The organism is Blastococcus sp. CT_GayMR20 (assembly GCF_004570345.1).
In genome coordinates, this window is the sequence record NZ_SPQM01000071.1 from 1 (window position 1) to 24,886 (window position 24,886).

The following is a 24,886-nucleotide window of genomic DNA, read 5'->3' on the forward strand; positions in this document are numbered from 1 at the left end:
GAAGACCATCGTGGCGATCAACAAGGACCCCGAGGCGCCGATCTTCGAGCTGGCCGACTTCGGGATCATCGGCGACCTCAACACCGTCGTCCCCGCCGCCACCGAGCAGATCACCGCCCGCAAGTAGGGGAGCAGCCCGTGCGGCAGGTCGGTGCCCGGCCCTGTAGAACCGAGCCGAGCAATGCCACACCGACGTGGGGATCCGCATGAGCCGTTCGTTGACGTTGACACCCGCGCCGCGGTCGGAGGCGGCTGAGCAGGTCCGGCACGAGGTGCGCGAGTTCCTCGCCGCCGAGCTGGCGGCCGGCACCTTCTCCACGCACGTGGACACCTGGCTGTCCGGCGTCGATCCGGAGTTCTCGCGCAAGCTGGGGCAGCGGGGCTGGCTCGGCATGACCTGGCCCAAGGAGTACGGCGGGCACGAGCGGTCGGCGATGGAGCGCTACGCGGTCACCGAGGAACTGCTGGCCGCCGGGGCCCCGGTGGCCGCGCACTGGATCGCCGACCGGCAGTCGGGGCCGAACCTGCTCAGCTACGGCAGCGAGAAGCAGCGACGCGAGATCCTGCCGCGGATCGCGGCGGGGGAGTGCTTCTTCGTCATCGGGATGAGCGAGCCGGACTCCGGCTCCGATCTCGCCTCGATCCGCACGAAGGCGACGCGGAACGAGGCCGGTGACTGGGTCGTCAGCGGCGCCAAGGTCTGGACGTCGAACGCGCACACCTCGCACTTCGGGATCGTGCTGGTGCGCACCTCGCCGGCGGACCGGGCGCACCGGCACGCCGGCATGTCGCAGCTGCTCGTCGACTTGTCGCTGCCGGGGATCACGATCAACCCGATCCGCATCCTGGACGGTGGCCACCACTTCAACGAGGTGGTGTTCGACGACGTCGTCGTCCCTGGGGACATGCTGCTGGGCGAGGAGGGCAACGGCTGGCACCAGGTGACCGCCGAGCTCGCCTTCGAGCGGTCGGGCCCGGAACGCTTCTTGTCGACATATCCACTTGTCGCCGAATTCGGCCGCCGGGTGGCCGCGTCGCCGGACCCCGCGGCGCTGGCCGCGCTGGGCCGGATCTCCGCCCGGCTGCTGGCGCTGCGGCAGATGTCGCTGCGGATCGCGGCGGCGCTGGACCGGGGGGAGTTGCCGAACATCCCGGCCGCGCTGGTGAAGGACGTGGGGACGACGTTCGAGGGCGACGTCATCGAGGAGATCCGGAAGGTGATCGACGTGACGCCGTCCCTGGAGTCGCCGGATCCGCTCGGGAGGGCGCTGGCGGAGGCGCAGCTGCACGCGCCGGGCTACACGCTGCGCGGCGGGACGAATGAGATCCTGCGGGGGATCGTGGCGCGCGGACTGGGCCTGCGATGAGCGATCAGGACCTGGTGGTCGGGACCGTCCGGGACATCCTCACCGGCTTCGAGCCGTTCGTGCTGACGCCGGAGCGGCGCTGGGACGCCGGCCTCTGGACGGCGCTGGCCGAGGCGGGCCTGACCGGCGTCGGCCTGCCGGAGGAGGCGGGTGGCTCGGGCGGTGAGCTCGCCGACGCGGTGGCGATCGTCCGGACCCTGGCTGCGGGCGCGGGTGCGGTGCCGGTGGCCGAGCAGCTGCTCGTGGCCGGGCCGGCGCTGCTCGCGGTGGACCTGGACCTCCCGTCGCCGGAGGCGCCGCTGACGTTCGCGGTCGCCGACGCGGTGACCGTGCACCCGGTCGACAACGGCGACGGCCCGGGCCGCTTCGCCCTGACCGGGACGGCGACCGACGTGGCGTGGGCCGGCGTGGCGACGGGCGTGGTGCTCCTGGCGCCGGCACCGGCGGGCATCGAGGGATCGGTGCTGGCGCTGATCGACGCCTCGGGGATGGCGGCGACCGACGCCTTCAACCTGGCCGGGGAACCCCGCGGCTCGCTCGTCCTGGACGCCGCCCCGGCGTCGGGTGCGCTGCTGACCCAGGCTCAGGCCGACGAGGTGCGGGCGCGGTTCGCGTTGGCCCGGGCGGTGCAGCTGGCCGCGGTGCTGGAGCGGGTGCTCGAGTGGACGGTGCAGTACGCGGGGGAGCGGGTGCAGTTCGGCCGGCCGCTCGGCAAGTTCCAGGCGATCCAGATGGAGCTCGCGGAGATGGCCGGCGAGGTGACCGCGGTGACGGCGCTGACGGATGCCGCGGTCCACGCCCTGGAGCACGCGTCGCCGGACTTCTCCCTGGCCGCCGCGGCCGCGAAGGTGCGGGCCGGGATCGCCGTCGAGGTCGTCGCGAAGCAAGCGCACCAGGTGCACGGCGCGATCGGTTTCACCCAGGAGCACAAGCTGCACCACCTGACGCGGCGGCTCTGGTCATGGCGGGACGAGGCCGGCAGCGACCTGGCCTGGTCGCGCGTGCTGGGCGCGGGCGTTCTCGCCAAGGGCGGGGACGGTCTCTGGCCGGCGCTGACCCGGGTGGTCTGACCGGTCAGTCGGCCACCTGTCGCGGCGTGCACTCCGCGATGCCGTTCCCGGTGCACCACGCCTGCACCTCGGCGTCCGAGGCGAAGGTCTGCCGGCCGAGGGTGAGCCACCAGGTGTCGTCGAGGTCGGCCGCGCCGATGTCGTCGCCGCGGACCAGCAGCGCCGGCAGGCGCCCCGCCAGGTCGACGTGGCGGACGGCGAAGGCGGACGCGCCGGCGTCGTCGTCGCCGCCCACCTGCGCGGCGGCGAGCTGCGGCACCCAGGAGCCGCGGAGGTCTCCGAGCTCGGCGGCGTCGGCCGCTCGGATGCTCAAGAGGCCGGGCACGTCCTGCGGTGGGCCGGCCGCTCCGACGGCGTTCGTCTCCGCGCTGCTGGCGATGGCCGCGCCGGCGAACAGCAGCAGCACGACGATCAGCCATCCGCCGACGAGGACGCCGGCCGCCCCACCGCCGCCGCCGGCGCCCCCGCTGTCGTCGCGGGGCGAGCGGAACCGGGCGGCCGCGGTGGCGGCGAGCCCGAAGGCCAGGACGCAGACGGCGCAGACCGGCAGGAGTGCCCAGAGCCGGGAGTTGACGACGTCGAGGGTCGCCCAGGCGGCGCGCGCCGTCGTCACGGTCAGCACTCCGGCGAGGACGAGGACGACGAGGTCCCGGATCCGCAGACCCACCAGCGCCAGGACGAGGACGACGACGGCGGTGATCCCCGCCGTGGTCGCCAGCCAGTCGGGCCAGAACCACGGTTCGCCGCCGGCCGGCCAGGACGTCGCGGCGCTGCGGGCGGACCGCGCCGCCCGGGTGGCGATGTCGAAGGTCAGGTGGTCGAGCAGCAGGGGCACGAGGCCGAGCCCGGTCACCAGCGCGGCGCTGAGGACCAGCGGGAAGCCGGCCGGGTGGTGGCCGATCGAGTGGCCGCCGGACCGCGGCTTCGGTTCCTCGTCCGGACGGGCGTCGGAGGGCCGGGGAGGACGGGGGTCGGCCGGCGGCGCCGCGGCGGTCTTCGGGGCGTCGTCCTTCGGTGGCTTCTCTTCCTGGGGAGGCGCGTCCGTCGGGGGAGCTGCGGTCGACGTCGCCGTGGCTCCGCCGGAGGGCTTGGGTGAGGACGACGAGTCGTCGGCGGGTGCCGCCGACGATCGCTCGGTGGGCTCGTCGGCGTCGTCGTCCGCGCGGGCGTGGCGGCCGCGTTTCTCCGCTGTCGGCTCCGGATCAGGCGTCACGGTGTCCGTCCTGAGCTGGTCGGGGATGCGTCAGGTGAAGGATGCCCTGACCCGCGCCGGTGCGCTGCCCGCGAAGCAGACGGGACGTCATGTCCTCGACCCACGACGGGCATCGAACCGTCACGTTGCGGTGGTGGCATGTGCGCATGACCGCCAGCCCCGCACGCAGGCCGCTCCCCGACGAGGCCAGCGTCGTCGAGGTCTACGGCTCGAAGTTCCTCCTCGAATGGCTCGACCTGGACGTCCTCGCCTCCGCGGCGGCGCAGAACGCGCGGGAGCCGGTCGCACCCTCGCACCCCACCGACTGACCGGGGGCCTCAGACGGTCTCGGGGACGCGCAGGTGCGCCAGCACCAGGTCGAACTCGGCGACCTCGATGGCCTCCATGCCTGTCTGGCGGTGGAAGTCCCGGCGCAGGGTCATGGCCTGCTCCTGCGAGCGGTTCATGGCGTCGCGGTCGTCGTAGACCGACGCCCTGACCACCCGGCCCTTCGCGCGGTCGAGCATGACGCTGACGCTGCAGAAGCCGGGGAGCTCCTCGACCCGCGCGAGCATGCCCATCCGGTAGGTGTCGATCATCCGATCCATGCGGCCCGGGTCGCAGCGGCTCCACACGACTCGGGCGCAGGCGCCGTCGTCGGTCTGGCGCGTGCGGTGCAGGAACGCGATCTCCCACTCCTCGACCTCGGCGTTGCCTCGCATCGTCTCCGCGGCCTGCTGCCGCATCGTCTGCACCCTCTCGGCGCTGCGGCGCATCGCCTCGCCGTCGGCCCAGGCGGTCGTGACGATGCTCCGGCCCGAAGCCCGGTCGCACATCATCGACAGGCCCACACAGCCGTCCATGTGCTCGACGGCAGGCATCACCTCGTCGCGGACGTACGCGATCCCGTCGTCGACGGCCTCGGGCGCGCCCCGCACGGTGGTGGAACGGGCGTACATGCCGCGGCTCCCTTCCAGTGCCGGCGGCGCCCCTGCGGCACCGCCGCCTCACCGACTGTCCTCGCCGCCGGTCGCCGAGGTCAACGGTTTCAGTCCACTGCCGTCCGGAGGACCTGTCGCCGTCCGCGTACCGCGAGGCACGATGCCGACGTGACCACCGAGACGGACCGACACGGGCACACCCGCCGCCTGGACCTCGCCGATTCCACCGTGCGCGAATGGGACGCGACGGTGCTGTCCGCAGACCCGGAGCAGGGGATCGTGCTCGACCGGTCGGCGTTCTACCCCGGCGGCGGCGGGCAGCCACCGGACGAGGGCGTGCTGCTGTGGGGCGGGGTCCGCACCCGCATCGCCGGCACGCGCAGGGGCGACGAGCTGTACCTGATCCCGGTCGAGGGCGACCCGGTACCGCCTCCGGGCACCGCCGTCCGGGGCGCTCTGGACGACGAGCGGCGCACCCAGCTCATGCGGACCCACTCCGGGCTCCACGTGCTCACCGGCGTCGTCTTCCGGGACTTCGGGGCGCTCGTGACCGGCGGCAACATGGAGCCCCTGACCGCGCGGATGGACTTCGACCTGGCCGAGGTCCCACCGGACTTCAAGGAGCGCGTCGCCGAGCGGGTCAACGCCGAGATCGCCGCCGACCGGCCGATCGAGGTGAAGACGCTGCCGCGCGAGGAGGCGTTCGCCATCCCCGACATCATCCGGACAGCGACCAATCTCCTGCCGCCGGACATCGAGGAGGTGCGGATCGTCGACATCGTCGGTCTCGACACGCAGGCGGACGGCGGCACGCACGTGGCCTCGACCTCGATGGTCGGCCGCGTCGAGGTCGTGAAGATGGAGAACAAGGGGCGTGGTTTCCGCCGGCTCCGCATCCGGATCGTCTGAGCGCATGACCTACGACGTGGTCGTCCTCGGGCTCGGGGGCATGGGCAGCGCGGCGGCCGCGCACCTGGCCGGCCGCGGGCAGCGGGTGCTCGGTCTGGAGCGCTTCGGCGCGGCGCACGCCCTCGGGTCGAGCCACGGCGGGTCCCGGATCATCCGCCAGTCGTACTTCGAGGACCCCGCGTACGTGCCGCTGCTGCTGCGGGCCTACGAGCTGTGGGAGCAGCTGGAGACCGACTCCGGGGTCGACCTGATGACCCTCACCGGCGGCCTCTACTTCGGCCGGCCGGACTCGCTGACGGTGGCGGGCAGCCTGCGCTCGGCCCAGCAGTGGAATCTGCCGCACGACGTCCTCGACGGGACGGAGATGCGCCGGCGGTTCCCCACGCTGACCCCGGCGGACGACGAGGTGGGGTTGTACGAGGACGCCGCCGGGTTCGTGCGGCCGGAGGCGACCGTGGCCGCCCACCTGTCGCTGGCCGCGCGGCGTGGCGCGGACCTGCACTTCGACGAGCCGGCGCTGCAGTGGTCGGCGACGGCGGACGGCGGTGTGCGGGTGACCACAGCGGCGGACACCTACACCGCCGGCCGCCTGGTCATCTGCCCCGGCGCGTGGGCGCCCGTGCTGCTCGCGGACCTCGGCCTGCCGCTCACCGTCGAGCGGCAGGTCATGTACTGGTTCCAGCCCGAGGGCGGCGTCGGCCCGTACGCCCCCGACCGTCACCCGATCTGGATCCATGGCGGGCCGGAGCGCCAGCTCTACGGCTTCCCGGCCATCGACGGCCCGGACGGTGGCGCGAAGGTGGCGTTCTTCCGGCACGGTGCCGTGACGACGCCCGATACCCTCGACCGGGAGGTGCACCCCGACGAGGTCGCGTTCATCGCCACGGACGTCGGCAGGATCCTGCCGACTCTGCCCGGGCGGTTCCTCACCGCCGCTGCGTGCATGTACACGACCACGCCGGACGAGCACTTCGTGATCGCGACGCACCCGCACCACGAGCAGGTCACCGTCGCCTGCGGTTTCTCCGGCCACGGCTTCAAGTTCGTCCCTGTGGTGGGCGAGATCCTGGCCGACCTCGCCACGGAGGGGACGACGACGCAGCCGATCGGCCTCTTCGATCCGCGCCGCCCTGCCTTCGTGGACTGACCGTCCGACGCCGACGCATGCAATGTCGTCGGTTTCGTCATGGGTCGACACGCCCGACCGACCTGCAACGATGATAATAGTTCGAAGAAATCCTGGACACACGGACGGCGCTCTCCCTACCGTGACGCGGGTCATTGCCGGGCTCGGGGGCCGGCCTCCCCAGGAGAAGAGCGAGCTCATCCATGACGAAATCCTCCTTGCGCCGGCGGTCCGCCGGCTCGGCCGTCGGCGTCGCAGCCGCGGTCGGCCTCCTCGTCGTCCTCACCGGCAGCAACGGCCAGGCGGAACCTCCGGGCCACTCGAACGGCCACGGTCACGGCGACGTCGTGGCGCACCCGTGGATCCACGGCATCCTCGGCGCGCCCGCAGAGGGGGCGGCGGCGCCGGTTCCCGAGGGCCCGGCCTTCACCCCGGAGGGCAACCTCGTCTTCGTCAGCGCCTTCGGGGACGCGGAGGGCAACAAGGTCTACGAGGTCGACGTCGACACCAAGGAGGTGACGCCGATCTACAACGACGCCTCCAGCGTGATCGCCTCCCTCGACATCGACGAGGAGGGGCGCTTCGTCATGTCCGACTTCCTCAACCCGACCATCGGCGCGGGACGGATCCTCCGGATGAATCCGGACGGGACGGGCGTGGAGACACTCATCGCCGACTTCGAGGGCACCAAGATCTACCCGGACGACGTCGTGATGGACGGCAAGGGCGGGTTCTTCTACACCGACATGCAGGGGAACATCCTCGAGCCCACCGGCCGGGTCATCCACGTGGACGCAGTCGGGACCCAGACGCTGGTGACCGGCGGACTCGCCCATCCCAACGGCGTCGCGCTCAGCCCTGACGGACGGCGGCTCTGGGTGAGCGAGCACCTCGCCAACCGGCTGCTGGCGCTCGACCTCGACGAGACCGGGATCGCCATCAACGACTGGGCGCCGGGTGCGGGGGTGAGCGTGTACGCGAACCTCAGCGGCGGGCTCGCGGACTCCCTGACGGTCGACGCCGACGGCAACGTCTACCAGGCGATGTACTTCGGCGGACGCGTCGAGGTGTTCGACAAGGCCGGTAACCCCGTCACCACGGTGGAGCCCGCGGGTGGCGACGGTCCGACCCGGTTCCCGACCACGACCAACGTGGCGATCCGACCGGGGACGAACGACGGCTACATCACCGCCGGCGGGCCGGAGGGCATCTCGATCCTGATGTTCGAGGCCGAAGCCGAGGCGCTCCCGCAGGTCTGGCAGGAGTGAGGACCGGCGTGGCCGCCGAGCGCATCCGGCTCGGTGGCCACGCCGCCCGATCGGTCTCCTGATAGCAAGTACGCGTGCGCACTTCCTCCACCGCCCGGTTCCGCCGTCTGACCGTGGGACTGGTGACCGCGACCTGCCTGGTCGCGACCGCATCGTGCTCGGCGGGCGGCGGGTCGTCGGCGGCGGAGTCGTCGAGCAGCGTCGCGGCTCCGACCACCGAGCCGAGCGCGGGCACCTATATGGCGCTGGGGGACTCGGTGCCGTTCGGCTTCCGGGGCGGCGCGACGGCCGAGTTCTCCGACGCGGACAACTTCGTGGGCTATCCGGAGCTGGTCGCCGAGGAGCTCGGGGTCGACGTGATCAACGCGTCCTGCCCGGGGGAGACGACCGCGAGCTTCGTGGACACCAAGGCGCAGAGCAACGGGTGCGACAACAGCCTGCGGTCCGGCTTCGGGTACCGGACCGCGTATCCGTTGCACGTCCTCTACGACACGCTCGACCAGTCGCAGCTCGACTTCGCGCTGAGCACCCTGGAGGACACCGAGGTCGAGCTGGTGACGGTCCAGATCGGGGCCAACGACGCGTTCATCTGCCAGCAGACGACGGCCGCCCGCTGCTCCAGCCCGGCCGAGCTGCAGGCGCTGGCGCAGACCGTCCAGACGAACCTCGACGGCATCCTGAAGCGGCTGCGGGAGCAGTACGACGGGCAGGTCGTCGTCGTCACCTACTACGCGCTGGACTACTCGGACGCGTTCGGCGTCGCGACGGGCGTGCTCGGCGACGGCATTGCCCAGATCGCCGAGGCGAACGGTGCGGACGTCGCCGACGGCTACGAGGCGTTCCGGGCGCGGGCGACCGCGGCCGGCGGCAGTTCGGTCGAAGCGGGGCTGGTGCTGCCGAACGACGTGCACCCCAGCGAGGAGGGCCAGCGGCTGCTGGCCGACGCCGTCCTGTCCGTGGTGAAGAACTGACCCACCCCACTCCACGGGGACGCTGGGGGAGGGGACGGCGGTGACCGCACCCTCCCCCTCGCCCGACGGTCAGCGCGGTCGCGCCGGGGGTGGGGCGATCACTTGTGCCCGTGCCCGTGCCCGTCCCAGTGCCCGTGTCCGCCGCCGTGACGGTTCCCGTGCCCGTAGTCCTGGTGGTGGGCACGACGCTGGTGACCGTCGAACCACCTGCACAGGTCGACAATCCGCGCGTGGACCTCGGCCGAGAACGACTCGGTCTCCCCCGTGTCGGGATCGAGGCTGATGTTCAGGGTGACGACACCCCGCTTGAAGAAGGCGAGGTACGGCAGGCCCTCGTCATCGAAGAACGACTCCTCACCGGGGAGCGGGAAGATCACCGACGGTCCCTCGAGCGTCACGACGGCTGAAAGCCCGTCCGGTGCGATCACCTCGCGAAGGTCGCCGCTGACGTCCAACTCGTCGATGGTCGCGCCGTCCTCGCGCGTGAGGTCCAGCGTCAGTCCTCCGCGGTAGTCCTGCACGAGCGTGCCATTGGGCAGCTCGGTCTGGCGGATCACCACCCCCCGCACATCGCCTGTCTCGATGAGCACGTCCTGGTCGCCGCACGCGTCGGTCACCGAAAAGGGGGCGTAGTAGTCCGGGATGACGGTCTCGACCGGGACGTACCCTTCGCCGTTCCGGTGTTCGGAGTCGCCATGGGCCAGAGCCGGCGAGGTGGACAAGACCAGGGTTGCGCCGGCCGCGGCCACCAGTGCTGCGCGTGAGGAACGATTCATTGCTGGACTCCTCGCATCGGGGATCAGCATCTCCTTGGTGTGCTGATCGTCGGAGGGTCCTGCCGAGCCTCCCCCTGACCCCCGGAAGACTGTGAGGTGGGTCACAAGAACTGTCCAGAGCCGTTCCAGCCGGCATCGTCGCCGGCGCCTTGCCCCTTCCGCCAGTCGTCACGAACGGGAGTCGCTGTCTGACTGTCCTGCCCGCAGGTCCACGACGGGGACGACCGTGCCGCCAGCGGCGAGGTGCAGGCTCCAGGTGCCGTCGATCTGGCCGTCGTCGAACATCGAGCGGAACTCCTCCGCCCACTCGTCGTCGTCCGCGGTCAGCTCAGGACCACCCGGCCGGCACAGCGCCATCGCGAGGTGACCCTCGCCGTCCAGGTGTGACTCGGTGATCGCGTCGTTCACCTGCCGCAGACCCAGGAGCAGCGCGGCGTCCGGTAGCTCGGGAAGGTCGTCCACCGGGACGACCACCGGCAGCATCCGTCCGTCCGTGCCGATCCAGCACAGCCAGAGGCTGCGGACGCCGAAGACGGGTGGGTCGAGCAGCAGCGTCCAGCGCCGGGTCAGGTCGGCGGCGGAGCGGATCGGCACATCAGCGAGCGGGGGCGTCGTCGTCATGGCGCGACCGAATCAGATTCCGGTGACGCCGATCGGCGTTGTCCACAGGCTGCTCAGCGGTGTGGGACGCCTCCGGGTCCGTGGTCAGCGGGCACCTCTTCGCCGTCCGCAACCGGTCCGGGTGGCGTGCCGTCGCCGAACGGCGACCCGCCCAGCTCCTCGCGCCCGTGCGGCGTCAGCCAGTTCGACGTGTCCGGACCCATCGGGACGATCTGCGTCGGATTGATGTCCGTGTGGACGACGTAGTAGTGCTCCTTGATCTGCGGGAAGTCGATCGTGTCCCCGAAGCCCGGCGTCTGGAACAGGTCGCGCGCATAGGCCCACAGCGCCGGCATCTCGGTCAGCTTGTTCCGGTTCGTCTTGAAGTGGCCGTGGTAGACGGGATCGAACCGAGCCAGCGTCGTGAACAGCCGGACGTCGGCCTCGGTGATCGTCTCGCCCATCAGGTAGCGCTGCGACGCCAGCCGGTCCTCGAGCCAGTCCAGCGCGGTGAACAGCCGCTGGAACGACTTGTCGTAGGCCCGCTGCGATCCGGAGAACCCGCAGCGGTACACGCCGTTGTTGACCTCGGTGTAGATCCGCTGCATGACCTCCTCCATCTCGTCCCGCAGCTTCTCGGGATAGAGATCCGGCGCCCCGTCGCGGTGGTACGCCGTCCACTCGGTGGAGAGGTCGAGGGTGATCTGCGGGAAGTTGTTGGTGACGACGGCCCCGGACGGGACGTCGACGATCGCGGGCACCGTGATGCCGCGCGAGTAGTCCGGGTCGCGGGCGAAGAAGGCCTCCTGCAGCCGCTCGTAGCCGAGCACCGGGTCGCGGCCGCCGGGGTCGAGGTCGAACGTCCAGCTGCGCTCGTCGTGCGTCGGCCCGCACAGGCCCATCGAGATCACGGATTCAAGACCCAGCAGCCGGCGGACGATGATCGACCGGTTCGCCCACGGGCACGCCCGCGCCGCGATCAGCCGGTAGCGGCCCGGCTCGACCGGCCAGCCGTCGCGTCCGTCGGCGGTGATCCGGTCGGAGAGGTACTTCTCGTCCCGCTGGTACTCCTTCTCGACATAGCTCTCATCGCTCACCCCCTCAGCCTGCGGCACAACCGGAACAGCCGCGCACTGTGGGCCCGGTGTGGGCCTCGTGTGGGTGTCGAGCCACCGCGCCCGTCGACAGGCTCGTGCCATGACTCAGACCGCCGACACCACCCTCACCGACGTCCACGACATGGTCGTCGTGCACCGCGTCTTCCGCCGTGAGTTCCGGCTCCTGCCGCAGCTCGTCCGCGAGGTCGCGCCCGGCGACACCGCCCGCGCCGCCGTCCTCGCCGGCTGGTCGCGCATGGTCCTGGAGGGCCTGCACGGCCACCACACCAGCGAGGACGAGCTGCTCTGGCCGAAGCTCCTGGAGCGCTGTTCGCCCGACGCCGAACTCGTGCACCGCATGGAGACCCAGCACGAGCGCGTCCACGACGCCCTCGAGCGGATCGGCCCGGCGCTCGACCGCTGGGAGGCCGAGGCCCGGCCGGCGGTCACCGAGGAGGTCGCCGCCGGGTTCGACGACCTGCGGACCGCGCTGCTGGAGCACCTCGACGAGGAGGAGCGGGAGATCCTCCCGATGGCCGCCCGCCACGTCACGCAGGCCGAGTGGGACGAGCTGGGCGACCACGGCCTGAAGGAGACACGGAAGCGGGACCTGCCCATCCTGTTCGGCGCGGTGCTGGAGGAGGCGACGCCCGAGGAGCGGGCGCACATGCTCGGCAAGGTCCCGCTGCCGGTCCGGATCCTGATGCGGACCGTCTTCGCCCGGAAGTAGCAGCGACTGATCAGGCAGGTGCGGAACGGTCGCTGATCGCGCCGGCGAGCCGGGGGACGTCGTCCGGACGCAGCCCGCGTCCGCGTTCCCAGGCTCGCCGGAACGCCTCCTCGCCCAGCTCCGTGCGGACGGCGGACAGTGCCGCCCCCGCGACCGCCAGGTCCGGCGGGAAGCTGACCGCGACCGACCCCGCCTCCGCGGTGGCCGACCCGGCGGCGAACAGCTCGGCCGCGAGCTCGGGCAGACCGCGGCGGGCGGCCACCACCGCCAGTCCGGGCAGCGTGTAGACCAGCGTCCAGGTGGTGCCGACCTCGGCGGCGAGTGCGGCCATGCTGGACGAGGCGGAGCGGCTGGCCCGTGACCTCGGCAGCCCGTTCACCCTCGCGACCCTGCTGAACATGCAGGCCACCGTGGCGCTGGCCGCGGACGACGACACCGCCGCGCTCGACCGGTATGCCGAGGCGGCCGCACTCGCCGCCGAGGTCGGCACCACCTGGACGCTGGTCTACACGCTGCCCGGACTGGCGGTGGTGGCCGCCCGCCGCGGTCTGCCCGAGCTCGCGGCCGAGCTGTTCGCCGCCGGGTCGGCCACCGCGGAGGCGGGGTCGGTCGCGGTCAGCTTCCCGCCGGACCTGGCGGTCGCGGGGGCGGCACTGTCCGCCGTCCGCACGGAGCTGGGCGAGGAGGCGTTCCGGCGAGCCTGGGAACGCGGACGCGGGCTGCGTCCGGACGACGTCCCCCGGCTCGCCGGCGCGATCAGCGACCGTTCCGCACCTGCCTGATCAGTCGCTGCTACTTCCGGGCGAAGACGGTCCGCATCAGGATCCGGACCGGCAGCGGGACCTTGCCGAGCATGTGCGCCCGCTCCTCGGGCGTCGCCTCCTCCAGCACCGCGCCGAACAGGATGGGCAGGTCCCGCTTCCGTGTCTCCTTCAGGCCGTGGTCGCCCAGCTCGTCCCACTCGGCCTGCGTGACGTGGCGGGCGGCCATCGGGAGGATCTCCCGCTCCTCCTCGTCGAGGTGCTCCAGCAGCGCGGTCCGCAGGTCGTCGAACCCGGCGGCGACCTCCTCGGTGACCGCCGGCCGGGCCTCGGCCTCCCAGCGGTCGAGCGCCGGGCCGATCCGCTCGAGGGCGTCGTGGACGCGCTCGTGCTGGGTCTCCATGCGGTGCACGAGTTCGGCGTCGGGCGAACAGCGCTCCAGGAGCTTCGGCCAGAGCAGCTCGTCCTCGCTGGTGTGGTGGCCGTGCAGGCCCTCCAGGACCATGCGCGACCAGCCGGCGAGGACGGCGGCGCGGGCGGTGTCGCCGGGCGCGACCTCGCGGACGAGCTGCGGCAGGAGCCGGAACTCACGGCGGAAGACGCGGTGCACGACGACCATGTCGTGGACGTCGGTGAGGGTGGTGTCGGCGGTCTGAGTCATGGCACGAGCCTGTCGACGGGCGCGGTGGCTCGACACCCACACGAGGCCCACACCGGGCCCACAGTGCGCGGCTGTTCCGGTTGTGCCGCAGGCTGAGGGGGTGAGCGATGAGAGCTATGTCGAGAAGGAGTACCAGCGGGACGAGAAGTACCTCTCCGACCGGATCACCGCCGACGGACGCGACGGCTGGCCGGTCGAGCCGGGCCGCTACCGGCTGATCGCGGCGCGGGCGTGCCCGTGGGCGAACCGGTCGATCATCGTCCGCCGGCTGCTGGGTCTTGAATCCGTGATCTCGATGGGCCTGTGCGGGCCGACGCACGACGAGCGCAGCTGGACGTTCGACCTCGACCCCGGCGGCCGCGACCCGGTGCTCGGCTACGAGCGGCTGCAGGAGGCCTTCTTCGCCCGCGACCCGGACTACTCGCGCGGCATCACGGTGCCCGCGATCGTCGACGTCCCGTCCGGGGCCGTCGTCACCAACAACTTCCCGCAGATCACCCTCGACCTCTCCACCGAGTGGACGGCGTACCACCGCGACGGGGCGCCGGATCTCTATCCCGAGAAGCTGCGGGACGAGATGGAGGAGGTCATGCAGCGGATCTACACCGAGGTCAACAACGGCGTGTACCGCTGCGGGTTCTCCGGATCGCAGCGGGCCTACGACAAGTCGTTCCAGCGGCTGTTCACCGCGCTGGACTGGCTCGAGGACCGGCTGGCGTCGCAGCGCTACCTGATGGGCGAGACGATCACCGAGGCCGACGTCCGGCTGTTCACGACGCTGGCTCGGTTCGATCCCGTCTACCACGGCCACTTCAAGACGAACCGGAACAAGCTGACCGAGATGCCGGCGCTGTGGGCCTATGCGCGCGACCTGTTCCAGACGCCGGGCTTCGGGGACACGATCGACTTCCCGCAGATCAAGGAGCACTACTACGTCGTCCACACGGACATCAATCCGACGCAGATCGTCCCGATGGGTCCGGACACGTCGAACTGGCTGACGCCGCACGGGCGCGAGGAGCTGGGCGGGTCGCCGTTCGGCGACGGCACGCCACCCGGACCGGTTGCGGACGGCGAAGAGGTGCCCGCTGACCACGGACCCGGAGGCGTCCCACACCGCTGAGCAGCCTGTGGACAACGCCGATCGGCGTCACCGGAATCTGATTCGGTCGCGCCATGACGACGACGCCCCCGCTCGCTGATGTGCCGATCCGCTCCGCCGCCGACCTGACCCGGCGCTGGACGCTGCTGCTCGACCCACCCGTCTTCGGCGTCCGCAGCCTCTGGCTGTGCTGGATCGGCACGGACGGACGGATGCTGCCGGTGGTCGTCCCGGTGGACGACCTTCCCGAGCTACCGGACGCCGCGCTGCTCCTGGGTCTGCGGCAGGTGAACGACGCGATCACCGAGTCACACCTGGACGGCGAGGGTCACCTCGCGATGGCGCTGTGCCGGCCGGGTGGTCCTGAGCTGACCGCGGACGACGACGAGTGGGCGGAGGAGTTCCGCTCGATGTTCGACGACGGCCAGATCGACGGCACCTGGAGCCTGCACCTCGCCGCTGGCGGCACGGTCGTCCCCGTCGTGGACCTGCGGGCAGGACAGTCAGACAGCGACTCCCGTTCGTGACGACTGGCGGAAGGGGCAAGGCGCCGGCGACGATGCCGGCTGGAACGGCTCTGGACAGTTCTTGTGACCCACCTCACAGTCTTCCGGGGGTCAGGGGGAGGCTCGGCAGGACCCTCCGACGATCAGCACACCAAGGAGATGCTGATCCCCGATGCGAGGAGTCCAGCAATGAATCGTTCCTCACGCGCAGCACTGGTGGCCGCGGCCGGCGCAACCCTGGTCTTGTCCACCTCGCCGGCTCTGGCCCATGGCGACTCCGAACACCGGAACGGCGAAGGGTACGTCCCGGTCGAGACCGTCATCCCGGACTACTACGCCCCCTTTTCGGTGACCGACGCGTGCGGCGACCAGGACGTGCTCATCGAGACAGGCGATGTGCGGGGGGTGGTGATCCGCCAGACCGAGCTGCCCAATGGCACGCTCGTGCAGGACTACCGCGGAGGACTGACGCTGGACCTCACGCGCGAGGACGGCGCGACCATCGACGAGTTGGACGTCAGCGGCGACCTTCGCGAGGTGATCGCACCGGACGGGCTTTCAGCCGTCGTGACGCTCGAGGGACCGTCGGTGATCTTCCCGCTCCCCGGTGAGGAGTCGTTCTTCGATGACGAGGGCCTGCCGTACCTCGCCTTCTTCAAGCGGGGTGTCGTCACCCTGAACATCAGCCTCGATCCCGACACGGGGGAGACCGAGTCGTTCTCGGCCGAGGTCCACGCGCGGATTGTCGACCTGTGCAGGTGGTTCGACGGTCACCAGCGTCGTGCCCACCACCAGGACTACGGGCACGGGAACCGTCACGGCGGCGGACACGGGCACTGGGACGGGCACGGGCACGGGCACAAGTGATCGCCCCACCCCCGGCGCGACCGCGCTGACCGTCGGGCGAGGGGGAGGGTGCGGTCACCGCCGTCCCCTCCCCCAGCGTCCCCGTGGAGTGGGGTGGGTCAGTTCTTCACCACGGACAGGACGGCGTCGGCCAGCAGCCGCTGGCCCTCCTCGCTGGGGTGCACGTCGTTCGGCAGCACCAGCCCCGCTTCGACCGAACTGCCGCCGGCCGCGGTCGCCCGCGCCCGGAACGCCTCGTAGCCGTCGGCGACGTCCGCACCGTTCGCCTCGGCGATCTGGGCAATGCCGTCGCCGAGCACGCCCGTCGCGACGCCGAACGCGTCCGAGTAGTCCAGCGCGTAGTAGGTGACGACGACGACCTGCCCGTCGTACTGCTCCCGCAGCCGCTTCAGGATGCCGTCGAGGTTCGTCTGGACGGTCTGCGCCAGCGCCTGCAGCTCGGCCGGGCTGGAGCAGCGGGCGGCCGTCGTCTGCTGGCAGATGAACGCGTCGTTGGCCCCGATCTGGACCGTCACCAGCTCGACCTCGGTGTCCTCCAGGGTGCTCAGCGCGAAGTCGAGCTGCGACTGGTCGAGCGTGTCGTAGAGGACGTGCAACGGATACGCGGTCCGGTACCCGAAGCCGGACCGCAGGCTGTTGTCGCACCCGTTGCTCTGCGCCTTGGTGTCCACGAAGCTCGCGGTCGTCTCCCCCGGGCAGGACGCGTTGATCACGTCGACCCCGAGCTCCTCGGCGACCAGCTCCGGATAGCCCACGAAGTTGTCCGCGTCGGAGAACTCGGCCGTCGCGCCGCCCCGGAAGCCGAACGGCACCGAGTCCCCCAGCGCCATATAGGTGCCCGCGCTCGGCTCGGTGGTCGGAGCCGCGACGCTGCTCGACGACTCCGCCGCCGACGACCCGCCGCCCGCCGAGCACGATGCGGTCGCGACCAGGCAGGTCGCGGTCACCAGTCCCACGGTCAGACGGCGGAACCGGGCGGTGGAGGAAGTGCGCACGCGTACTTGCTATCAGGAGACCGATCGGGCGGCGTGGCCACCGAGCCGGATGCGCTCGGCGGCCACGCCGGTCCTCACTCCTGCCAGACCTGCGGGAGCGCCTCGGCTTCGGCCTCGAACATCAGGATCGAGATGCCCTCCGGCCCGCCGGCGGTGATGTAGCCGTCGTTCGTCCCCGGTCGGATCGCCACGTTGGTCGTGGTCGGGAACCGGGTCGGACCGTCGCCACCCGCGGGCTCCACCGTGGTGACGGGGTTACCGGCCTTGTCGAACACCTCGACGCGTCCGCCGAAGTACATCGCCTGGTAGACGTTGCCGTCGGCGTCGACCGTCAGGGAGTCCGCGAGCCCGCCGCTGAGGTTCGCGTACACGCTCACCCCCGCACCCGGCGCCCAGTCGTTGATGGCGATCCCGGTCTCGTCGAGGTCGAGCGCCAGCAGCCGGTTGGCGAGGTGCTCGCTCACCCAGAGCCGCCGTCCGTCAGGGCTGAGCGCGACGCCGTTGGGATGGGCGAGTCCGCCGGTCACCAGCGTCTGGGTCCCGACTGCGTCCACGTGGATGACCCGGCCGGTGGGCTCGAGGATGTTCCCCTGCATGTCGGTGTAGAAGAACCCGCCCTTGCCGTCCATCACGACGTCGTCCGGGTAGATCTTGGTGCCCTCGAAGTCGGCGATGAGTGTCTCCACGCCCGTCCCGTCCGGATTCATCCGGAGGATCCGTCCCGCGCCGATGGTCGGGTTGAGGAAGTCGGACATGACGAAGCGCCCCTCCTCGTCGATGTCGAGGGAGGCGATCACGCTGGAGGCGTCGTTGTAGATCGGCGTCACCTCCTTGGTGTCGACGTCGACCTCGTAGACCTTGTTGCCCTCCGCGTCCCCGAAGGCGCTGACGAAGACGAGGTTGCCCTCCGGGGTGAAGGCCGGGCCCTCGGGAACCGGCGCCGCCGCCCCCTCTGCGGGCGCGCCGAGGATGCCGTGGATCCACGGGTGCGCCACGACGTCGCCGTGACCGTGGCCGTTCGAGTGGCCCGGAGGTTCCGCCTGGCCGTTGCTGCCGGTGAGGACGACGAGGAGGCCGACCGCGGCTGCGACGCCGACGGCCGAGCCGGCGGACCGCCGGCGCAAGGAGGATTTCGTCATGGATGAGCTCGCTCTTCTCCTGGGGAGGCCGGCCCCCGAGCCCGGCAATGACCCGCGTCACGGTAGGGAGAGCGCCGTCCGTGTGTCCAGGATTTCTTCGAACTATTATCATCGTTGCAGGTCGGTCGGGCGTGTCGACCCATGACGAAACCGACGACATTGCATGCGTCGGCGTCGGACGGTCAGTCCACGAAGGCAGGGCGGCGCGGATCGAAGAGGCCGATCGGCTGCGTCGTCGTCCCCTCCGTGGCGAGGTCGGCCAGGATCTCGCCCACCACAGGGACGAACTTGAAGCCGTGGCCGGAGAAACCGCAGGCGACGGTGACCTGCTCGTGGTGCGGGTGCGTCGCGATCACGAAGTGCTCGTCCGGCGTGGTCGTGTACATGCACGCAGCGGCGGTGAGGAACCGCCCGGGCAGAGTCGGCAGGATCCTGCCGACGTCCGTGGCGATGAACGCGACCTCGTCGGGGTGCACCTCCCGGTCGAGGGTATCGGGCGTCGTCACGGCACCGTGCCGGAAGAACGCCACCTTCGCGCCACCGTCCGGGCCGTCGATGGCCGGGAAGCCGTAGAGCTGGCGCTCCGGCCCGCCATGGATCCAGATCGGGTGACGGTCGGGGGCGTACGGGCCGACGCCGCCCTCGGGCTGGAACCAGTACATGACCTGCCGCTCGACGGTGAGCGGCAGGCCGAGGTCCGCGAGCAGCACGGGCGCCCACGCGCCGGGGCAGATGACCAGGCGGCCGGCGGTGTAGGTGTCCGCCGCTGTGGTCACCCGCACACCGCCGTCCGCCGTCGCCGACCACTGCAGCGCCGGCTCGTCGAAGTGCAGGTCCGCGCCACGCCGCGCGGCCAGCGACAGGTGGGCGGCCACGGTCGCCTCCGGCCGCACGAACCCGGCGGCGTCCTCGTACAACCCCACCTCGTCGTCCGCCGGGGTCAGCGTGGGGAACCGCCGGCGCATCTCCGTCCCGTCGAGGACGTCGTGCGGCAGATTCCACTGCTGGGCCGAGCGCAGGCTGCCCGCCACCGTCAGCGAGTCCGGCCGGCCGAAGTAGAGGCCGCCGGTGAGGGTCATCAGGTCGACCCCGGAGTCGGTCTCCAGCTGCTCCCACAGCTCGTAGGCCCGCAGCAGCAGCGGCACGTACGCGGGGTCCTCGAAGTACGACTGGCGGATGATCCGGGACCCGCCGTGGCTCGACCCGAGGGCGTGCGCCGCGCCGAAGCGCTCCAGACCGAGCACCCGCTGCCCGCGGCCGGCCAGGTGCGCGGCCGCCGCGCTGCCCATGCCCCCGAGCCCGAGGACGACCACGTCGTAGGTCATGCGCTCAGACGATCCGGATGCGGAGCCGGCGGAAACCACGCCCCTTGTTCTCCATCTTCACGACCTCGACGCGGCCGACCATCGAGGTCGAGGCCACGTGCGTGCCGCCGTCCGCCTGCGTGTCGAGACCGACGATGTCGACGATCCGCACCTCCTCGATGTCCGGCGGCAGGAGATTGGTCGCTGTCCGGATGATGTCGGGGATGGCGAACGCCTCCTCGCGCGGCAGCGTCTTCACCTCGATCGGCCGGTCGGCGGCGATCTCGGCGTTGACCCGCTCGGCGACGCGCTCCTTGAAGTCCGGTGGGACCTCGGCCAGGTCGAAGTCCATCCGCGCGGTCAGGGGCTCCATGTTGCCGCCGGTCACGAGCGCCCCGAAGTCCCGGAAGACGACGCCGGTGAGCACGTGGAGCCCGGAGTGGGTCCGCATGAGCTGGGTGCGCCGCTCGTCGTCCAGAGCGCCCCGGACGGCGGTGCCCGGAGGCGGTACCGGGTCGCCCTCGACCGGGATCAGGTACAGCTCGTCGCCCCTGCGCGTGCCGGCGATGCGGGTGCGGACCCCGCCCCACAGCAGCACGCCCTCGTCCGGTGGCTGCCCGCCGCCGCCGGGGTAGAACGCCGACCGGTCGAGCACGATCCCCTGCTCCGGGTCTGCGGACAGCACCGTCGCGTCCCATTCGCGCACGGTGGAATCGGCGAGGTCCAGGCGGCGGGTGTGCCCGTGTCGGTCCGTCTCGGTGGTCACGTCGGCATCGTGCCTCGCGGTACGCGGACGGCGACAGGTCCTCCGGACGGCAGTGGACTGAAACCGTTGACCTCGGCGACCGGCGGCGAGGACAGTCGGTGAGGCGGCGGTGCCGCAGGGGCGCCGCCGGCACTGGAAGGGAGCCGCGGCATGTACGCCCGTTCCACCACCGTGCGGGGCGCGCCCGAGGCCGTCGACGACGGGATCGCGTACGTCCGCGACGAGGTGATGCCTGCCGTCGAGCACATGGACGGCTGTGTGGGCCTGTCGATGATGTGCGACCGGGCTTCGGGCCGGAGCATCGTCACGACCGCCTGGGCCGACGGCGAGGCGATGCGCCGCAGCGCCGAGAGGGTGCAGACGATGCGGCAGCAGGCCGCGGAGACGATGCGAGGCAACGCCGAGGTCGAGGAGTGGGAGATCGCGTTCCTGCACCGCACGCGCCAGACCGACGACGGCGCCTGCGCCCGAGTCGTGTGGAGCCGCTGCGACCCGGGCCGCATGGATCGGATGATCGACACCTACCGGATGGGCATGCTCGCGCGGGTCGAGGAGCTCCCCGGCTTCTGCAGCGTCAGCGTCATGCTCGACCGCGCGAAGGGCCGGGTGGTCAGGGCGTCGGTCTACGACGACCGCGACGCCATGAACCGCTCGCAGGAGCAGGCCATGACCCTGCGCCGGGACTTCCACCGCCAGACAGGCATGGAGGCCATCGAGGTCGCCGAGTTCGACCTGGTGCTGGCGCACCTGCGCGTCCCCGAGACCGTCTGAGGCCCCCGGTCAGTCGGTGGGGTGCGAGGGTGCGACCGGCTCCCGCGCGTTCTGCGCCGCCGCGGAGGCGAGGACGTCCAGGTCGAGCCATTCGAGGAGGAACTTCGAGCCGTAGACCTCGACGACGCTGGCCTCGTCGGGGAGCGGCCTGCGTGCGGGGCTGGCGGTCATGCGCACATGCCACCACCGCAACGTGACGGTTCGATGCCCGTCGTGGGTCGAGGACATGACGTCCCGTCTGCTTCGCGGGCAGCGCACCGGCGCGGGTCAGGGCATCCTTCACCTGACGCATCCCCGACCAGCTCAGGACGGACACCGTGACGCCTGATCCGGAGCCGACAGCGGAGAAACGCGGCCGCCACGCCCGCGCGGACGACGACGCCGACGAGCCCACCGAGCGATCGTCGGCGGCACCCGCCGACGACTCGTCGTCCTCACCCAAGCCCTCCGGCGGAGCCACGGCGACGTCGACCGCAGCTCCCCCGACGGACGCGCCTCCCCAGGAAGAGAAGCCACCGAAGGACGACGCCCCGAAGACCGCCGCGGCGCCGCCGGCCGACCCCCGTCCTCCCCGGCCCTCCGACGCCCGTCCGGACGAGGAACCGAAGCCGCGGTCCGGCGGCCACTCGATCGGCCACCACCCGGCCGGCTTCCCGCTGGTCCTCAGCGCCGCGCTGGTGACCGGGCTCGGCCTCGTGCCCCTGCTGCTCGACCACCTGACCTTCGACATCGCCACCCGGGCGGCGCGGTCCGCCCGCAGCGCCGCGACGTCCTGGCCGGCCGGCGGCGAACCGTGGTTCTGGCCCGACTGGCTGGCGACCACGGCGGGGATCACCGCCGTCGTCGTCCTCGTCCTGGCGCTGGTGGGTCTGCGGATCCGGGACCTCGTCGTCCTCGTCCTCGCCGGAGTGCTGACCGTGACGACGGCGCGCGCCGCCTGGGCGACCCTCGACGTCGTCAACTCCCGGCTCTGGGCACTCCTGCCGGTCTGCGCCGTCTGCGTCCTGGCCTTCGGGCTCGCCGCCACCGCGGCCGCCCGGTTCCGCTCGCCCCGCGACGACAGCGGGGGCGCCGGCGGCGGCGGTGGGGCGGCCGGCGTCCTCGTCGGCGGATGGCTGATCGTCGTGCTGCTGCTGTTCGCCGGCGCGGCCATCGCCAGCAGCGCGGAGACGAACGCCGTCGGAGCGGCCGGCCCACCGCAGGACGTGCCCGGCCTCTTGAGCATCCGAGCGGCCGACGCCGCCGAGCTCGGAGACCTCCGCGGCTCCTGGGTGCCGCAGCTCGCCGCCGCGCAGGTGGGCGGCGACGACGACGCCGGCGCGTCCGCCTTCGCCGTCCGCCACGTCGACCTGGCGGGGCGCCTGCCGGCGCTGCTGGTCCGCGGCGACGACATCGGCGCGGCCGACCTCGACGACACCTGGTGGCTCACCCTCGGCCGGCAGACCTTCGCCTCGGACGCCGAGGTGCAGGCGTGGTGCACCGGGAACGGCATCGCGGAGTGCACGCCGCGACAGGTGGCCGACTGACCGGTCAGACCACCCGGGTCAGCGCCGGCCAGAGACCGTCCCCGCCCTTGGCGAGAACGCCCGCGCCCAGCACGCGCGACCAGGCCAGGTCGCTGCCGGCCTCGTCCCGCCATGACCAGAGCCGCCGCGTCAGGTGGTGCAGCTTGTGCTCCTGGGTGAAACCGATCGCGCCGTGCACCTGGTGCGCTTGCTTCGCGACGACCTCGACGGCGATCCCGGCCCGCACCTTCGCGGCCGCGGCGGCCAGGGAGAAGTCCGGCGACGCGTGCTCCAGGGCGTGGACCGCGGCATCCGTCAGCGCCGTCACCGCGGTCACCTCGCCGGCCATCTCCGCGAGCTCCATCTGGATCGCCTGGAACTTGCCGAGCGGCCGGCCGAACTGCACCCGCTCCCCCGCGTACTGCACCGTCCACTCGAGCACCCGCTCCAGCACCGCGGCCAGCTGCACCGCCCGGGCCAACGCGAACCGCGCCCGCACCTCGTCGGCCTGAGCCTGGGTCAGCAGCGCACCCGACGCCGGGGCGGCGTCCAGGACGAGCGAGCCGCGGGGTTCCCCGGCCAGGTTGAAGGCGTCGGTCGCCGCCATCCCCGAGGCGTCGATCAGCGCCAGCACCGATCCCTCGATGCCCGCCGGTGCCGGCGCCAGGAGCACCACGCCCGTCGCCACGCCGGCCCACGCCACGTCGGTCGCCGTCCCGGTCAGGGCGAAGCGGCCCGGGCCGTCGCCGTTGTCGACCGGGTGCACGGTCACCGCGTCGGCGACCGCGAACGTCAGCGGCGCCTCCGGCGACGGGAGGTCCAGGTCCACCGCGAGCAGCGCCGGCCCGGCCACGAGCAGCTGCTCGGCCACCGGCACCGCACCCGCGCCCGCAGCCAGGGTCCGGACGATCGCCACCGCGTCGGCGAGCTCACCGCCCGAGCCACCCGCCTCCTCCGGCAGGCCGACGCCGGTCAGGCCCGCCTCGGCCAGCGCCGTCCAGAGGCCGGCGTCCCAGCGCCGCTCCGGCGTCAGCACGAACGGCTCGAAGCCGGTGAGGATGTCCCGGACGGTCCCGACCACCAGGTCCTGATCGCTCATCGCAGGCCCAGTCCGCGCGCCACGATCCCCCGCAGGATCTCATTCGTCCCGCCGCGCAGCGTGTAGCCCGGCGCGTGCAGCTGCGCCTCCGCCAGCGCCCTCCCGAGCGGATCCGGCGACTCCAGGGACGGCGTCACGTCGATCACCTTCCGGATCTCCTCGATGACGTCGCCCTCGAACGTCGTCCCCACGTCCTTCACCAGCGCGGCCGGGATGTTCGGCAACTCCCCCCGGTCCAGCGCCGCCGCGATCCGCAGCGACATCTGCCGCAGCGCCAGCAGCCGGGCGGAGATCCGGCCCAGCGCGGCCAGCGCCGCGGGGTCCGGCGACGCGGCCACCCGGCGGCCGAATTCGGCGACAAGTGGATATGTCGACAAGAAGCGTTCCGGGCCCGACCGCTCGAAGGCGAGCTCGGCGGTCACCTGGTGCCAGCCGTTGCCCTCCTCGCCCAGCAGCATGTCCCCAGGGACGACGACGTCGTCGAACACCACCTCGTTGAAGTGGTGGCCACCGTCCAGGATGCGGATCGGGTTGATCGTGATCCCCGGCAGCGACAAGTCGACGAGCAGCTGCGACATGCCGGCGTGCCGGTGCGCCCGGTCCGCCGGCGAGGTGCGCACCAGCACGATCCCGAAGTGCGAGGTGTGCGCGTTCGACGTCCAGACCTTGGCGCCGCTGACGACCCAGTCACCGGCCTCGTTCCGCGTCGCCTTCGTGCGGATCGAGGCGAGATCGGAGCCGGAGTCCGGCTCGCTCATCCCGATGACGAAGAAGCACTCCCCCGCCGCGATCCGCGGCAGGATCTCGCGTCGCTGCTTCTCGCTGCCGTAGCTGAGCAGGTTCGGCCCCGACTGCCGGTCGGCGATCCAGTGCGCGGCCACCGGGGCCCCGGCGGCCAGCAGTTCCTCGGTGACCGCGTAGCGCTCCATCGCCGACCGCTCGTGCCCGCCGTACTCCTTGGGCCAGGTCATGCCGAGCCAGCCCCGCTGCCCCAGCTTGCGCGAGAACTCCGGATCGACGCCGGACAGCCAGGTGTCCACGTGCGTGGAGAAGGTGCCGGCCGCCAGCTCGGCGGCGAGGAACTCGCGCACCTCGTGCCGGACCTGCTCAGCCGCCTCCGACCGCGGCGCGGGTGTCAACGTCAACGAACGGCTCATGCGGATCCCCACGTCGGTGTGGCATTGCTCGGCTCGGTTCTACAGGGCCGGGCACCGACCTGCCGCACGGGCTGCTCCCCTACTTGCGGGCGGTGATCTGCTCGGTGGCGGCGGGGACGACGGTGTTGAGGTCGCCGATGATCCCGAAGTCGGCCAGCTCGAAGATCGGCGCCTCGGGGTCCTTGTTGATCGCCACGATGGTCTTC

28 protein-coding genes and 2 pseudogenes are annotated in these 24,886 nt (G+C 71.9%); 15 read left to right on the forward strand and 15 right to left on the reverse strand.

The window, feature by feature from the left end:
• From E4P40_RS29535 to E4P40_RS16125, 3 genes and pseudogenes are all read left to right on the forward strand, one after another.
• A pseudogene (locus tag E4P40_RS29535) lies at positions 1–127 on the forward strand (electron transfer flavoprotein subunit alpha/FixB family protein); the annotation flags it as partial.
• Between the two features lie 79 nt (positions 128–206).
• Complete coding sequence (locus E4P40_RS16120) at positions 207–1,367, forward strand: acyl-CoA dehydrogenase family protein (RefSeq protein ID WP_135159527.1); 1,161 nt, start codon at positions 207–209, stop codon at positions 1,365–1,367.
• Entirely contained in the window at positions 1,364–2,437 is a 1,074-nt protein-coding gene (locus E4P40_RS16125) for an acyl-CoA dehydrogenase family protein (RefSeq protein WP_135159528.1), read from the forward strand. The genes E4P40_RS16120 and E4P40_RS16125 overlap by 4 nt, the downstream gene beginning before the upstream one ends.
• Positions 2,438–2,441: 4 nt before the next feature.
• Here the strand turns inward: E4P40_RS16125 and E4P40_RS16130 are convergent, their stop codons facing one another.
• A complete protein-coding gene (locus E4P40_RS16130; protein ID WP_135159529.1) occupies positions 2,442–3,650 on the reverse strand; it encodes a hypothetical protein in 1,209 nt (402 codons plus the stop codon).
• A gap of 146 nt (positions 3,651–3,796) precedes the next feature.
• On the opposite strand from E4P40_RS16130, the gene E4P40_RS28125 reads away from it, so the two are divergent.
• Positions 3,797–3,958 (forward strand): hypothetical protein, encoded by a 162-nt coding sequence (locus E4P40_RS28125; RefSeq protein WP_167762264.1) that lies wholly within the window; start codon positions 3,797–3,799, stop codon positions 3,956–3,958.
• A 9-nt stretch (positions 3,959–3,967) separates the two neighbouring features.
• Here the strand turns inward: E4P40_RS28125 and E4P40_RS16135 are convergent, their stop codons facing one another.
• Positions 3,968–4,588, reverse strand: coding sequence for a hypothetical protein (locus E4P40_RS16135; RefSeq protein WP_135159530.1), 621 nt, complete (start codon positions 4,586–4,588; stop codon positions 3,968–3,970).
• Between the two features lie 150 nt (positions 4,589–4,738).
• On the opposite strand from E4P40_RS16135, the gene E4P40_RS16140 reads away from it, so the two are divergent.
• The 4 genes from E4P40_RS16140 to E4P40_RS16155 all read left to right on the forward strand — a co-directional run bounded on the left by E4P40_RS16140 (position 4,739) and on the right by E4P40_RS16155 (position 8,844).
• On the forward strand, positions 4,739–5,479 hold the full coding sequence (locus tag E4P40_RS16140) for an alanyl-tRNA editing protein (protein ID WP_135159531.1): 741 nt from the start codon (positions 4,739–4,741) through the stop codon (positions 5,477–5,479).
• A 4-nt stretch (positions 5,480–5,483) separates the two neighbouring features.
• Positions 5,484–6,626: an N-methyl-L-tryptophan oxidase gene (gene solA / locus E4P40_RS16145; protein ID WP_135159532.1), complete on the forward strand. Its 1,143-nt coding sequence runs from the start codon at positions 5,484–5,486 to the stop codon at positions 6,624–6,626.
• Between the two features lie 182 nt (positions 6,627–6,808).
• Positions 6,809–7,873, forward strand: a complete 1,065-nt coding sequence (locus E4P40_RS16150; protein WP_135159533.1) for an SMP-30/gluconolactonase/LRE family protein — start codon at positions 6,809–6,811, stop codon at positions 7,871–7,873.
• 74 nt (positions 7,874–7,947) lie between these two features.
• The gene (locus tag E4P40_RS16155) at positions 7,948–8,844 is read left to right on the forward strand and encodes a GDSL-type esterase/lipase family protein (protein ID WP_135159534.1); all 897 of its coding nucleotides are present in this window, start codon (positions 7,948–7,950) and stop codon (positions 8,842–8,844) included.
• Positions 8,845–8,942: 98 nt separating this feature from the next.
• Here E4P40_RS16155 and E4P40_RS16160 read toward each other — a convergent pair whose 3' ends face one another.
• The 3 genes from E4P40_RS16160 to E4P40_RS16170 all read right to left on the reverse strand — a co-directional run bounded on the left by E4P40_RS16160 (position 8,943) and on the right by E4P40_RS16170 (position 11,317).
• Entirely contained in the window at positions 8,943–9,650 is a 708-nt protein-coding gene (locus E4P40_RS16160; RefSeq protein ID WP_135159535.1) for a hypothetical protein, read from the reverse strand.
• A gap of 138 nt (positions 9,651–9,788) precedes the next feature.
• On the reverse strand, positions 9,789–10,241 hold the full coding sequence (locus E4P40_RS16165) for a hypothetical protein (RefSeq protein WP_135159536.1): 453 nt from the start codon (positions 10,239–10,241) through the stop codon (positions 9,789–9,791).
• A gap of 53 nt (positions 10,242–10,294) precedes the next feature.
• Positions 10,295–11,317 carry a glutathione S-transferase C-terminal domain-containing protein gene (locus tag E4P40_RS16170; protein WP_245160379.1) on the reverse strand — a complete coding sequence of 341 codons (1,023 nt, stop codon included), beginning with the start codon at positions 11,315–11,317 and terminating at the stop codon, positions 10,295–10,297.
• A gap of 100 nt (positions 11,318–11,417) precedes the next feature.
• Between E4P40_RS16170 and E4P40_RS16175 the strand changes: the two genes are divergently transcribed.
• Positions 11,418–12,047, forward strand: a complete 630-nt coding sequence (locus E4P40_RS16175; protein WP_209305364.1) for a hemerythrin domain-containing protein — start codon at positions 11,418–11,420, stop codon at positions 12,045–12,047.
• Positions 12,048–12,057: 10 nt separating this feature from the next.
• On the opposite strand, the gene E4P40_RS16180 is transcribed toward E4P40_RS16175, so the two are convergent.
• Positions 12,058–12,378, reverse strand: a complete 321-nt coding sequence (locus E4P40_RS16180; protein WP_135159538.1) for a hypothetical protein — start codon at positions 12,376–12,378, stop codon at positions 12,058–12,060.
• Here E4P40_RS16180 and E4P40_RS16185 point away from each other — a divergent pair.
• A complete protein-coding gene (locus tag E4P40_RS16185) occupies positions 12,377–12,829 on the forward strand; it encodes a hypothetical protein (RefSeq protein WP_135159539.1) in 453 nt (150 codons plus the stop codon). The two genes, E4P40_RS16180 and E4P40_RS16185, sit on opposite strands and share 2 nt — an antisense overlap.
• 10 nt (positions 12,830–12,839) lie before the next feature.
• Here the strand turns inward: E4P40_RS16185 and E4P40_RS16190 are convergent, their stop codons facing one another.
• The gene (locus E4P40_RS16190; protein WP_209305364.1) at positions 12,840–13,469 is read right to left on the reverse strand and encodes a hemerythrin domain-containing protein; all 630 of its coding nucleotides are present in this window, start codon (positions 13,467–13,469) and stop codon (positions 12,840–12,842) included.
• 100 nt (positions 13,470–13,569) lie between these two features.
• Between E4P40_RS16190 and E4P40_RS16195 the strand changes: the two genes are divergently transcribed.
• From E4P40_RS16195 to E4P40_RS16205, 3 genes are all read left to right on the forward strand, one after another.
• A complete protein-coding gene (locus E4P40_RS16195; RefSeq protein WP_245160379.1) occupies positions 13,570–14,592 on the forward strand; it encodes a glutathione S-transferase C-terminal domain-containing protein in 1,023 nt (340 codons plus the stop codon).
• Between the two features lie 53 nt (positions 14,593–14,645).
• Positions 14,646–15,098 (forward strand): hypothetical protein, encoded by a 453-nt coding sequence (locus E4P40_RS16200; protein WP_135159536.1) that lies wholly within the window; start codon positions 14,646–14,648, stop codon positions 15,096–15,098.
• A 138-nt stretch (positions 15,099–15,236) separates the two neighbouring features.
• Complete coding sequence (locus E4P40_RS16205) at positions 15,237–15,944, forward strand: hypothetical protein (protein WP_135159535.1); 708 nt, start codon at positions 15,237–15,239, stop codon at positions 15,942–15,944.
• A 98-nt stretch (positions 15,945–16,042) separates the two neighbouring features.
• Here E4P40_RS16205 and E4P40_RS16210 read toward each other — a convergent pair whose 3' ends face one another.
• The 4 genes from E4P40_RS16210 to E4P40_RS16225 all read right to left on the reverse strand — a co-directional run bounded on the left by E4P40_RS16210 (position 16,043) and on the right by E4P40_RS16225 (position 20,148).
• Positions 16,043–16,939 (reverse strand): GDSL-type esterase/lipase family protein, encoded by an 897-nt coding sequence (locus E4P40_RS16210; RefSeq protein ID WP_135159534.1) that lies wholly within the window; start codon positions 16,937–16,939, stop codon positions 16,043–16,045.
• Positions 16,940–17,013: 74 nt separating this feature from the next.
• The gene (locus tag E4P40_RS16215) at positions 17,014–18,078 is read right to left on the reverse strand and encodes an SMP-30/gluconolactonase/LRE family protein (protein WP_135159533.1); all 1,065 of its coding nucleotides are present in this window, start codon (positions 18,076–18,078) and stop codon (positions 17,014–17,016) included.
• A gap of 182 nt (positions 18,079–18,260) precedes the next feature.
• The gene (solA, locus tag E4P40_RS16220) at positions 18,261–19,403 is read right to left on the reverse strand and encodes an N-methyl-L-tryptophan oxidase (RefSeq protein ID WP_135159532.1); all 1,143 of its coding nucleotides are present in this window, start codon (positions 19,401–19,403) and stop codon (positions 18,261–18,263) included.
• A gap of 4 nt (positions 19,404–19,407) precedes the next feature.
• The gene (locus tag E4P40_RS16225; RefSeq protein ID WP_135159531.1) at positions 19,408–20,148 is read right to left on the reverse strand and encodes an alanyl-tRNA editing protein; all 741 of its coding nucleotides are present in this window, start codon (positions 20,146–20,148) and stop codon (positions 19,408–19,410) included.
• A 150-nt stretch (positions 20,149–20,298) separates the two neighbouring features.
• Here E4P40_RS16225 and E4P40_RS16230 point away from each other — a divergent pair, with 150 nt between their 5' ends.
• Positions 20,299–20,919, forward strand: a complete 621-nt coding sequence (locus E4P40_RS16230) for a hypothetical protein (RefSeq protein WP_135159530.1) — start codon at positions 20,299–20,301, stop codon at positions 20,917–20,919.
• 9 nt (positions 20,920–20,928) lie between these two features.
• Here the strand turns inward: E4P40_RS16230 and E4P40_RS28130 are convergent, their stop codons facing one another.
• The gene (locus E4P40_RS28130; RefSeq protein ID WP_167762264.1) at positions 20,929–21,090 is read right to left on the reverse strand and encodes a hypothetical protein; all 162 of its coding nucleotides are present in this window, start codon (positions 21,088–21,090) and stop codon (positions 20,929–20,931) included.
• A gap of 146 nt (positions 21,091–21,236) precedes the next feature.
• Here E4P40_RS28130 and E4P40_RS16235 point away from each other — a divergent pair, with 146 nt between their 5' ends.
• Positions 21,237–22,445, forward strand: coding sequence for a hypothetical protein (locus tag E4P40_RS16235; protein ID WP_135159529.1), 1,209 nt, complete (start codon positions 21,237–21,239; stop codon positions 22,443–22,445).
• Between the two features lie 4 nt (positions 22,446–22,449).
• Here the strand turns inward: E4P40_RS16235 and E4P40_RS16240 are convergent, their stop codons facing one another.
• From E4P40_RS16240 to E4P40_RS29540, 3 genes and pseudogenes are all read right to left on the reverse strand, one after another.
• The gene (locus tag E4P40_RS16240) at positions 22,450–23,523 is read right to left on the reverse strand and encodes an acyl-CoA dehydrogenase family protein (RefSeq protein ID WP_135159528.1); all 1,074 of its coding nucleotides are present in this window, start codon (positions 23,521–23,523) and stop codon (positions 22,450–22,452) included.
• Positions 23,520–24,680, reverse strand: a complete 1,161-nt coding sequence (locus E4P40_RS16245) for an acyl-CoA dehydrogenase family protein (RefSeq protein WP_135159527.1) — start codon at positions 24,678–24,680, stop codon at positions 23,520–23,522. Before E4P40_RS16245 ends, E4P40_RS16240 begins: the two co-directional genes overlap by 4 nt.
• 79 nt (positions 24,681–24,759) lie before the next feature.
• A pseudogene (locus tag E4P40_RS29540) lies at positions 24,760–24,886 on the reverse strand (electron transfer flavoprotein subunit alpha/FixB family protein); the annotation flags it as partial.